Genomic DNA, 10,366 nt, shown 5'->3' on the forward strand with positions numbered 1-10,366 from the left:
CGATGCTTTCACGACAGCCGGATGCGCGGGTCGAGATACGCGTAGAGGATGTCCGCGATCATGTTGAAGACGACGATCGCGGTCCCGGTGACCAGGAAGAACGCCATGACCGGCGCCGGGTCGACCTCCTCCAGCCCCTTGGTGAACATGAAGCCCATGCCGCGCCAGCCGAAGACGGTCTCGGTGACCACGGCGCCGCCGATCACGCCCGCGAAGTCGAAGGCCATCAGCGTGGTGATCGGGATGAGCCCGTTGCGGAAGGCGTGCTTGACCACGACCGTGCGCTCGGGCAGTCCCTTGGCCCGGGCGGTGCGCACGTAGTCCTGGTTCATGACCTCCAGCATGCTCGCCCGGCTGTAGCGGGTGTAGGTCGCCAGAGAGATCAGGATGAGCGCCATGCTCGGCAGCAGCAGGTGGCCGGCCGAGTCGAGGTTCAGCTGCCAGAAGTCGCCGGTGTAGTTGGGGGTGCGGGCGCCGATCGTGGAGATGGGGCGGCCGCGCACGGAGGCGCTGTAGGAGGCGAACGCCTGCAGCATCCGGTCCAGGAAGACCATTCCGCCGGTGAACAGGCCGGTCAGCACCGTGGCGATGATCGCCTGGCGGCGCTGGAGGCCGCCGAGGCCGTAGCCGAGGCCGACGCAGACCGCGACGGTCAGCAGGACCAGGCCGCCGATCTCCAGCCAGGTCGGGTCGATCAGCAGGGGGTTCAGCAGCTCCGAGCACATGGCGCCGATCACGGCGGCGGCCAGGGCCGCGTACAGCGGGCCGCGGTACTGCAGGCCCGCGGACAGGGCGGTGAATCCGACCGCGGAGGCGAGGCCGAAGGCGAGGATGAGGGGCAGGCCCAGACCGGGGTCGGCGAACCAGCGGGTCACCGACAGGATGGTGAACAGCACGCCGCTGATCGCGAAGCCGACGGCGAAGGCGATCAGCCGCCGCTTGCGGTCACCCGTGGTGAGCGCGCCGAAGATCAGGCCGCCGAGCAGTGCGAGCAGGGCGATGACGGGATACGGGATGACCGGATTCTTCAGCCAGTTGTTGAACTCGATGGCCATGTACTGCTTGAGCATGACCGCCACCCAGAAGAGCGGCAGCGAGAAGCAGACGAAGGCCGCGAAGGTCACGGTGTAGTCGAATCCGCTGTACTGGCGGAGCGCGGAGACGATGCCGACGATGACGCCGACGGTGATCGCCAGCACGGTGGCCGCGAGCACGAGCTGGAGCGTCGCCGACAGCGCGTCGGCGAGGATGGTCGCGATGTCCTGGCCGTCCCGGTTCACCCCGAGGTCACCGCGGACGGTCCTGCCCAGCCAGTCGAGATAGCGCACCGGGATGGGGAGGTCGAGTTGCATCCGTTCGCTGCGGTCAGCGATCTTCTGCGCTTTCTGAGGGCTGTTGTCCTGGCGGAGGTCCTCCAGCGGGTCACCCGAGAGCGCCGTGAGGACGTAGATGATGAACGTCGCCGCCAGGAGGACGAAGAACGAGATGACCAGTCTCCGCGCGATGAAGACGATCACTTCGCCACCTCCCGTTCGTGGAAGAGGGACTGCGTGGATCAGGGCCGGGACCGAGAGGGCTTGTGGCCTTCCCGGTCCCGACCCTGTGGTGGATGATGCTCCGTCAACCGCCTCGACGGCCAGCGGTTCAGAGCGGGAGGACTAGCTCATGCTCCACTTGTCCATGTTCCAGGCGATACCGGCCTGGGTCGGGTTCGGAACCACGCCGGTGATGCCCTCGGACCACGCGGTCAGGTTCGGGTTCTCATAGAGCGGGATGGTGGCCAGGTCCTGCCACATGATCTTCTCGGCCTCGGCGAGCAGCGGCGTCTGGGCGGCCTTGTCGGTCGTGGCGTTGACCTTCTTCAGCAGCTCGTCCACCTTCTTGTTGGAGTAGCAGCCGTTGTTGTTGCCCTTGTTCTCGCTGTCGCACTTCTTGGGCGTGGTGTAGGTCGAGGTGGTGCCGCTGACCAGGTCGGAACCGATCCAGCCGAACAGGGCGACGTCGTAGGTGTTGTTGGCGAGGCCGTTGCCGAAGAAGTCGTCGGCGCCGTTGTCAACGATCTTGAAGCCGGCCTGGCCGCAGGAGTCGGCGATCAGCTGGACGACCGAGCTGCGGCGGGGGTTCGGCTTCTGGTAGCCGATCTTGACCTCGAGGTTGGTCTTGCCGGCCTTCTCCAGCAGGGCCTTGGCGCCGGCGATGTCGACCTGGTCGTACTTCTTCTCCTCGCCGCCGATGCCGGCGACGATCTCGGGGTAGCTGGCCTGGGTGCTGGCGGTGATGCGGGCCTGCAGGATCTTCGCGTTCGGGTTGATCGGCTTGATCAGGTTGTCCACGATCAGCTGCCTGGGCACGCACTTGGCGAAGGCCTCACGCAGGTCGCGGTCCTTGAACGGGCTGGAGTCGAAGTTGAAGTCCAGGTGGTCGTAGAAGAACTGGTCACCGCTCTTGACCGTGACGCCCTCCAGGGCGTTCAGCTGGTTGAGCACGTCCGGACCCGGCTGCGGGTAGACGATGTTGACCTCGCCGTTCTGCAGCGCCTGGGCCTGCTGGTCCAGGGCGATGAAGCGCTCGACGATCGTCGGGGTGGTGGCCTTGTTGGCGCCCCAGTACTTGTCGTTGGCGGCGAAGGTCAGAGACTGGCCGGCGTCCCACTTGGAGAGCTTGTACGGGCCGGACGACGGGATCAGGTCCTCGCTGAGCAGCGTGCCCTTCATGACCCAGCCGTCGTTGTAGAACTTGATCGCCTCGGCGAGCTTCTTGGCGTCGCCGTCCTTGACGGCGGCGATGAACTCGTCCTCCGAGATGTTGCCCTTCTTCTCCACGACGTGGGCGGGCATGATCTGGCCCACCGAGTACAGGGCGCCGTGCCAGTCGGCGAACGGCTCGGAGTAGGTGTGGGTGACCTCCTTGCCGCCCTTCTCGCAGTCGGGGGTGGAGGTGAGCTCCCAGCCGGTGGTGCCGGCGCTGGAGAAGCCCTTGATCTTGCCCGAGTTCGCGGCCCAGGCGAGCATCAGGTCGTCACAGTCGATCGGCGTGCCGTCCGACCAGACCGCGTTCGGGTTGATCGTGTACTTGACCGTCAGCGGGTCGTCGGAGGTCTTCTCGTAGGTGCCGAAGTCCTTGTCCGGGGTGACCGCGCCGTCGCCGCCGAAGTACCAGAAGCCGCTGAGCACGCGCTGCAGGGGACCGTTGTTGCGGGAGGCGTTCTCTGCACCGGTGTTGCCGTTGTAGGAGCTGAACTCCTGGTCGAAGGCGTAGGTGATGGTCTGCGCCCCGGCCGGAGCCGATGCCGAGCCCGACGCGCTGGGGTTAGCCGCCTGGTTGTCGTTGCCCGCGCAGGCGGTCAGCAGGAGTGCACCTCCCGCAACTGCTGCTAGAAACTTGCCAGATGTCCGCGTGTGGAACACGGCAGCACTCCTTAGGTATCCGGTTTGAGGTCAGCCGCCAGCTATGTCGAACAAAGCTGAGCACCGTGACTCTGTTCTGGACAAGTAGGACGACAGGGGTGTTGCAGACCTGAGACCGGCAGCGCCCCAACCTGTAACAAACCCGGGCGGCAGGCCTGAAACACCGCAATAGGTGAGGATCAGGAAAAACGTTACGTTTGCCCGAATCGTCCCAGTATTTGAGATGACAGAGAGTAGTCTATCAGCGCCAACAAGATGCGGTTTTCGGGGTTTGTGGGGATTTTTTGCCGTCTGCAGGCCGTTTCCGGACTCGGGCGTTTGCTTACTCTCCGTGGTTATCTTCCCGTCTGTCCATCTATGGGGATGGATCGGCCCGTCGCGGCATCCGCTTGGGGCGTGTGGGACTCGAGAGTCAAGAGGGGACAACGGTGAAGCGGTTTCCGACCTGCTGTCCAATGTGAGATTGGATAGTCGAATCATCCCACCTATGGCGTTTTCAAGAGAACTTGGCTATTAATAGCAACTTTGTCCCTTGGGGTCCGTCGGTGTCTCCTGCATGGTCACGGCAGTCCCGGCCTGCGGAGCCGTACCCGTAGATCCTCGACGAGGAACGCGCCCGGCGGCGGCCGCGCCCGGGAGGGCATCCTTGAAGGCGTGACAGATCGGTTCGAAGAGGCGACAGATCAGAGAGTGCTCCCCCTGGTGGTCCGCATCGAGCGGGCCGCGCCGCCGGAGCGGAGCGACGCGCTGGAGGCCGCGGCGCAGGCCGTGCTGGAGCTCATGACCGACCCGCGCGTGCGCGACGGGGGCGAGTGGGCCGAGGCGGTGCGGAGCTGGGAGGGCGGCCGGATCAGGAAGGTGGTGCGGCGGGCGCGCGGGGCCGAGTGGCGGCGGGTGCTGGACCTGCCCGGCATCACCGTCACGCACCGCACCGCCGAGGTCCGCGTGCATCCGCCCGTCCCCCTGGACGCCTGGCCCAGGGATCTGTCCAGGCTCCAGGTCTCCGGGACCGAGCTGGCGGACCAGGCGGAGCCGGAGCCCGCCGGGCGGGAGGGCGTGGTGCTCTGGCTGAACCCGGCGCTGTCGATGTCGGCGGGAAAGGCGATGGCCCAGGTGGGGCACGCGGCCCAGCTCGCCTGGTGGGGGAGCGACGACGACGCCCGGCAGTGGTGGCGCGGGCGCGGGCTGGCGGCCGCCGTACGGACCGCGACCCCGGACGGATGGGCCGAGCTGGCCGGTGCGGGACTGCCGATGGTGCGCGACGCGGGGTTCACCGAGGTCGAGCCGGGCTCGTGCACGGTGGTGGCGGACGCGCCGTGGCTGCGCAGGGGAGGTTTCCGGCCGGCCGGATCCGGGCCGCTGAGATCCTCCTGACGTGTGGGGGCTCCAGGGTCCTCTCCCGCCCCGGAAGAGGGTCTGAGCGGCGCAAACCCCCGAAGGGGAGGGCACTCGTTCCCGAAGTGTGATGGGGATTGCAAGCAGGAAAAGGGGATTTGTCGTACGCTCCCGATCGTGCTCGATGGGTTGGGCGGTACCGAAGGGACTCGAGGGACGGGTGTCACTCCGTCGTATGTCGCCGCGGAGGCGGCCACATCCGAGATGCCCAAGGTCACGGTGAGCCCTCCCGTCACCGCGCCATCCCCGCCGCCCCCGAGGCGCTCCCGCATCGGCGACCTGCAGATGCGGGTGGTCTACCGCATCCTGGCCGCGGCCGTCGCGGTGATCGTGGCCGCGGTCGCGGCCGTGGTCGGATTCCTGTCGTCCGGCTCCTCCGATCGGCCGGGCGAGGGAGAGCCGGGGCAGATCGCCGCGCCATCTGCCGCGGGCCCCTCGCCCGGTTCCACCCCCTCCCCCACCCCCACGACGCAGCCGACGCCCTCTCCCGGCACCGAGGCCACCCCGGACAGCAGCGCGGTGACCGCGGCCCTGGCCGACCCCAGGGTGCCCGACCTGCCCGATGACAAGCGGCTCGCCCGGCTGCCCGGCAAGTCCTACGCCTCCAAGCGCCGGGTCCGGGACGAGAAGTCGGGTGTGTCGCTGATCCGGTTCGGCAAGCCGTGGAAGCCGTTCGGCGCCTCGCCGTTCGCGACCAAGCAGGTGCTCCCCACGGTGAAGGGCGCGGGCCACCGGGCCATGCTCGTCAGCTGCCCGGTCCCGATCCGGGTCCAGGCCGAGGTGAAGGACACCGCCCTCCTGGCGGCCCGCTGGACGCTCAACCACCACCCCAAGGGCGCCCGGATCACCTGGACCGCCTCACAGCCCGTCGACGACGGCTGGCTGCTCGCCTACCAGGTGAAGTACAAGGTGAAGGGCAAGAACCGCTCCTCCATGGCCGCCGTCGCCCTGACCGAGGTCCCCGGCGCCAAGCCCGCCATGGTCTTCATCACGATCCCCGACTCCCAGCGCAAGCGCTGGCGGGACATCAACACCGCCATGGCCTCGATCCGCCGGAGCTGACCCCGGCGGGCGGCGGCTCCGGCCGGGAGGGATCCTCCCCGATTGGAGACGGTGACGGGGATGAGAGCGGGGCCGGGGTCATCGGTGAGGATTCCCGGGGCGGGCGGCGCCGGCCGGTAGGCTCGGGCGTCGTGACCCAGATCGTGCTCGCCTCCGCCTCACCCGCCCGTCTCGCCCTCCTGCGCAGCGCCGGACTCGATCCCAAGGTGATCGTCAGCGGTGTGGACGAGGAGGCCGTCACCGCCGGCACCCCCGCGGAGCTCGCCCTGACCCTGGCCAAGGCGAAGGCCCGGGTCGTGGCGCGCGATCTCACCGGCGCCCTGGTCATCGGCTGCGACTCGGTGCTCGAGCTCGACGGCAGGGCGTACGGCAAGCCGTCCTCGCCGGAGGACGCCGTGGCCCGCTGGCAGAGCATGCGCGGCCGGAGCGGCAGGCTGCTCACCGGGCACTGCGTGGTGGACACCGCCACCGGCCGCGAGGCCGCCGAGGTGGGCGCCACGGTCGTGCGGTTCGGCACCCCCTCCGATGAGGAGATCGCCGCCTACGTCGCCACCGGAGAGCCGCTGCGCGTCGCCGGAGCCTTCACCCTGGACGGCCACGGCGGCTGGTTCGTCGACGGCATCGACGGCGACCACGGCAACGTCCTGGGCATCTCCCTGCCCCTCCTGCGCCGCCTCCTGGCCACCCTGGGCGTCTCCCTCCCCACCCTCTGGCCCCGCCCCTGACCGTCCCCGCGGCCCCAGCTCGCCTGGCGCCGCTCCCCGCTCCGCCGTACGGCAGCGCCGGGATGGATCCTCTGCCCTGCTCCCGGCCGCCGTATGGCGCCGTGACCGCCCTTCGTCACGTGTCGGTCTCCACGTCTTGCGGCGCCGGTACGGCGGGGCGGGGTGCGGTGGGGAGCGGCGCCGTCACGCGGTGATCAGCCGATCCCGATAATCTCGGGACATGGGTGTAATCCGCTCCTTCACGGACGGCATGAAATTCTTCTTCCAGGGGCTGAGCTGGGTCGCGCGGCATCCCCGATGGTGGCTGTTCGGGTTGATCCCGGCGCTGATCGTCTTCGTGCTCTACGCCGTCGGGCTCTACTTCCTCGGCACCTACGCCGGGGACGCGGCCGAATGGGCGACCCCCTTCGCCGACGGATGGGCCGAAGGGGTCAGGAACACCTTCCGCTTCCTCATCGGCATAGTGATCTTCGGCGGCGGGCTCGTGCTGGCCGCGGTGACCTTCGCGGCGGTGACCCTGCTCGTCGGCGAGCCGTTCTACGAGAAGCTCTCCGAGAAGGTGGAGGAGTCGTACGGCGAGGTGCCCAGCGGCCACGAGGTGCCGCTGTGGAAGTCGATCCCCAGGTCGATCAGGGACAGCCTGATCACCTTGGCATACGTGCTGCTGTTCACGATCCCGCTGTTCTTCCTCGGGTTCGTCCCGGTGATCGGGCAGACGGTGGTCCCCGTGCTGGGCGCCATGGTCTCGGGCTTCTTCCTCACGGTGGAGCTCACCACCCTCGCCATGGAGCGCAGGGGCCTGGCCCGCAAGAGCCGCTTCGCCCTCCTCCGCGCGAACAGGTCCACGGCCCTCGGCTTCGGCGTCCTGCTGTTCCTGCTCTTCCTCATCCCGCTGGGCGCGGTGATCGCGATGCCCGCCGCCGTCGCGGGTGCCGCCGTCATGGTCCGGGTACGGCTCGCGCCCGCCCTCACCCCGTCCGGCGCCGTCCGGCCCGGTTCCCAGCCGCCCGGCCGGTTCCCCCCGGCCCAGCCTCCGGGCCGGTTCCCGCCGCACCAGGTCCCTCCACACCAGAGTCCGCCGCGCCAGACCCCTCCGGGGCAGTTCCCGCCCGGGGCTTTTCCACAGGGTCACTGAGCGGCCGGCGGTCGTCCACAGAGCGGCGTTCGGGGGAAACGCCGCAGCCGGGGCCGGGCGAGACTCCCGGCTATGACAACCGACACCACCGACCCCCACCTCCCGGCCGAGCAGCCCCACTTCCTGCTCGGCTCCGCCGAGGACGTCCTCGGCGCGGTGCCCTACCTCCTGGGGTTCCACCCCGACGACAGCCTCGTCATCATCGGGCTGAAGGGCGGCCCGCCCCGCGGGCGCGTGCATCTCACGGTCCGCTGGGACCTGCCGCTGGCCGACCCGGGCCTCGGCAGGACCCTGCCGATGCTCCGTGAGGAGGGGATCACCCAGGTCATCGCCATCGGATACGGCCCGGGCCCGCTGGTGACCCCGGCCGCCGACGCGGTCATGGCGCTGTTCCACGGGAGCGAGGTCGCCCTCCTCGACGTGCTTCGGGTCGAGGGGGGCCGCTACTGGTCCTACATCTGCTCGCGGGCCGACTGCTGTCCCCCCTCCGGCACGCCCTACGACCGGGAGGCCGGCACGATCGCGGCTCAGGCGATCGTCCACGGCCTGGTCGCCCTTCCCGACCGCGCGGCCCTGGAGCGCTCACTCGATCCCGTCGACGGGCCCGAGAGGGCGGCCATGCGCCGTGCCACCGCCCGCGTCGTGGAGGGGGTGCGGAGCAGGCTGAGAGAGTGCGACGACGTCGACGGGTTCGCGGCGGAGATCGTCGCGGACGGCATGGCACGGGTGCACGGGGCCATCGGCGTCTACGCGTCGGGCGGGCGGATCGACGACGAGCAGGCGGCCAGGCTCGGGCTCGACCTGGCGGTCATCCGGATCCGCGACGAGGCCTGGACCCTCATCACCGACGAGACCCATGAGGTCCACCTCCGCCTCTGGTGCGATCTCACCCGCCGTCTGGAGCCGAGATTCGTGCCTCCGGTCGCCTCCCTGCTCGGCATGGCCGCCTGGCGCAGCGGCGACTCCGCCCTGGCTGGCATCGCCCTCGCCCGGGCCCGCGAAGCCGATCCCGGCTACTCCATGGCCAATCTGCTCCTGGAGGCACTGCACCACCTGCTCCCGCCCCAGGCGCTCCAGGACAGGATGCCCAGCCCTGAAGAGCTGGACCAGGAGATGGGCGGCGCCAGAGCCTCCTGGCTGCTCCCGCTGGCCGCCCTGCTCGACGAGGACCCCTATCCGCCTCTTCCCGCCCCGAGGAGATGACGGAGGGGCCGGGAGGCGGCGGAGGGACCGGCGCGTCCACCCGGCCGGTGATCACGGGGTGGCGGCGATCAGCCGTCTTCCAGCTTGCGCCGCTCGTTGTAGGCACGCATCCGCGGCGGATATCCGGTGAGTTGCACGTCGTAGACCGGAAGGGCGAGGGTGCGGGCGACCTTGCCGATCACCGCGGGGGAGCCGACCCGGCGGCGGGTCCACTCGCCGTCGTCGGCCACGGCCACCGCGGTGGTGTCCGTCGCGAAGGTCTCAGGCTCGACGTAGAACTCCACACCGCGACGTGACTTGGCGAAGGCGATGAGCGCCTCGATGTCGGCGTCGTTCGCATCGCGGTCGAACCGCGAGATCTTCGGCCCGCGCCGACGCCTCAACCCATAGCGATCCCGCCATCTCATGTTCCTTTTTATACATCCCTGAGCCGTTCCATGGTGAGTCTCGGGCGGACTCTAGGGGACAGCTCGGGGACAACCCGGATGTGCCGCACCCTTGTCCTGGACAAACATGGAGGCCATAACACCAACGAAAGGGATAACGGTTCGATGGCAGGCACAGCTACACCGTCGGTGAATCCGTGGCACGGGGGCGTGCCGGCCGCAGGTCCCCGCCACCCTTACGCCCACCTCCGCGTCAGCAACCAGGACCGCGAGCACGTGGTCGAGCACGTCAAGGCCGCCTACGCGCAGGGCCGGCTCGACGAGGTCGAGTTCGACGACCGGCTGGAGCGGGCGATGACGGCCAAGGTCCACGGAGACCTCATGCCGATCATGCACGAGCTGTACGGCTCCCGCCCCGCCATGCCGGCGCCGTACCCGTTCGGGCAGACCGGAGGTGTCGCGGCCCCCGGCCACCAGTGCGCGAGGGCGGACAGCTCCGGAGACCGCGTGGGCGCGGCTGCGGCCCACCTGCTCCCGCTCACCGGCCTCGTGGTGCTCGGTCCCCTGATCATGCTCCTCGCCGCCGGCAACACCTCCCCCTACATCCGCAGGCACGCGGTGGAGGCGCTCAACTTCCAGCTGACGCTGATCGGAGCCTCCGTCCTGCTGGCGATCACGGTCGTGGGCGTCGTCCTGCTGCCCGTGATGTGGATCGCGGGCGTGGTGCTGTCGATCGTCGGCGGCGTGGCGTCCCTGGGCGGAGGCGACTTCCGCTACCCGCTCACCCTGCGCCTGGTGAAATGACCACCCGCCGCACCGGCCCTTGGGGGACAGGTGCTCGTCGAGGGGGCGAGCACCTGGTCCGGTAGAGAGATGACCCGGTACGGCGATGTCTTGGGATGCGGGCGCTGGCCGGGTGGGGCGGCTTTCGGGATGCGGGTGCTCATCGAGGGGCGAGCACCTGGGGGGACGGTCGCCCGTCGGGACGGGTGACCCTTAAGGGAGTCAGGCCGTCAAGGAGCATCCAGGTCTCAGGCCGTCAAGGACCGTCGA

Annotated in this window: 9 protein-coding genes; 6 read left to right on the top strand and 3 right to left on the bottom strand. The window is 69.4% G+C overall.

The annotated features are described in order from the left end of the window. Positions 1-8: 8 nt before the first annotated feature. Together Psi01_RS05115 and Psi01_RS05120 are read right to left on the bottom strand one after the other, a co-directional pair. Positions 9-1,517 (bottom strand): ABC transporter permease, encoded by a 1,509-nt coding sequence (locus Psi01_RS05115; RefSeq protein ID WP_204062757.1) that lies wholly within the window; start codon positions 1,515-1,517, stop codon positions 9-11. Positions 1,518-1,658: 141 nt separating this feature from the next. Then, on the bottom strand, positions 1,659-3,407 hold the full coding sequence (locus tag Psi01_RS05120) for an ABC transporter family substrate-binding protein (RefSeq protein ID WP_204062758.1): 1,749 nt from the start codon (positions 3,405-3,407) through the stop codon (positions 1,659-1,661). Between the two features lie 654 nt (positions 3,408-4,061). On the opposite strand from Psi01_RS05120, the gene Psi01_RS05125 reads away from it, so the two are divergent. From Psi01_RS05125 to Psi01_RS05145, 5 genes are all read left to right on the top strand, one after another. Continuing rightward, entirely contained in the window at positions 4,062-4,781 is a 720-nt protein-coding gene (locus Psi01_RS05125) for a peptidyl-tRNA hydrolase (protein WP_204062759.1), read from the top strand. A 225-nt stretch (positions 4,782-5,006) separates the two neighbouring features. After that, the gene (locus tag Psi01_RS05130; RefSeq protein WP_204062760.1) at positions 5,007-5,864 is read left to right on the top strand and encodes a hypothetical protein; all 858 of its coding nucleotides are present in this window, start codon (positions 5,007-5,009) and stop codon (positions 5,862-5,864) included. A gap of 131 nt (positions 5,865-5,995) precedes the next feature. Then, complete coding sequence (locus Psi01_RS05135; RefSeq protein WP_239127107.1) at positions 5,996-6,589, top strand: Maf family protein; 594 nt, start codon at positions 5,996-5,998, stop codon at positions 6,587-6,589. A 220-nt stretch (positions 6,590-6,809) separates the two neighbouring features. Continuing rightward, positions 6,810-7,724, top strand: coding sequence for an EI24 domain-containing protein (locus Psi01_RS05140; protein ID WP_239127112.1), 915 nt, complete (start codon positions 6,810-6,812; stop codon positions 7,722-7,724). A 72-nt stretch (positions 7,725-7,796) separates the two neighbouring features. Further along, positions 7,797-8,927, top strand: a complete 1,131-nt coding sequence (locus Psi01_RS05145; RefSeq protein ID WP_204062761.1) for a DUF4192 domain-containing protein — start codon at positions 7,797-7,799, stop codon at positions 8,925-8,927. A 68-nt stretch (positions 8,928-8,995) separates the two neighbouring features. On the opposite strand, the gene Psi01_RS05150 is transcribed toward Psi01_RS05145, so the two are convergent. Then, positions 8,996-9,334 carry a hypothetical protein gene (locus tag Psi01_RS05150; protein ID WP_204062762.1) on the bottom strand — a complete coding sequence of 113 codons (339 nt, stop codon included), beginning with the start codon at positions 9,332-9,334 and terminating at the stop codon, positions 8,996-8,998. A gap of 144 nt (positions 9,335-9,478) precedes the next feature. Between Psi01_RS05150 and Psi01_RS05155 the strand changes: the two genes are divergently transcribed. Beyond that, on the top strand, positions 9,479-10,117 hold the full coding sequence (locus tag Psi01_RS05155) for a DUF1707 and DUF4870 domain-containing protein (protein WP_239127114.1): 639 nt from the start codon (positions 9,479-9,481) through the stop codon (positions 10,115-10,117). Positions 10,118-10,366: the final 249 nt, after the last annotated feature.

This window comes from Paraplanobispora siamensis (assembly GCF_016863175.1).
Taxonomy (GTDB): domain Bacteria; phylum Actinomycetota; class Actinomycetes; order Streptosporangiales; family Streptosporangiaceae; genus Planobispora; species Planobispora siamensis.

Coding starts and splice junctions, on each gene's coding strand:
- Psi01_RS05130 (WP_204062760.1), top strand. CDS start 5,007: ATGCCCAAGGTCACGGTGAGCCCTCCCGTCACCGCGCCATCCCCGCCG.
- Psi01_RS05140 (WP_239127112.1), top strand. CDS start 6,810: ATGGGTGTAATCCGCTCCTTCACGGACGGCATGAAATTCTTCTTCCAG.
- Psi01_RS05145 (WP_204062761.1), top strand. CDS start 7,797: ATGACAACCGACACCACCGACCCCCACCTCCCGGCCGAGCAGCCCCAC.
- Psi01_RS05150 (WP_204062762.1), bottom strand. CDS start 9,334: ATGAGATGGCGGGATCGCTATGGGTTGAGGCGTCGGCGCGGGCCGAAG.
- Psi01_RS05155 (WP_239127114.1), top strand. CDS start 9,479: ATGGCAGGCACAGCTACACCGTCGGTGAATCCGTGGCACGGGGGCGTG.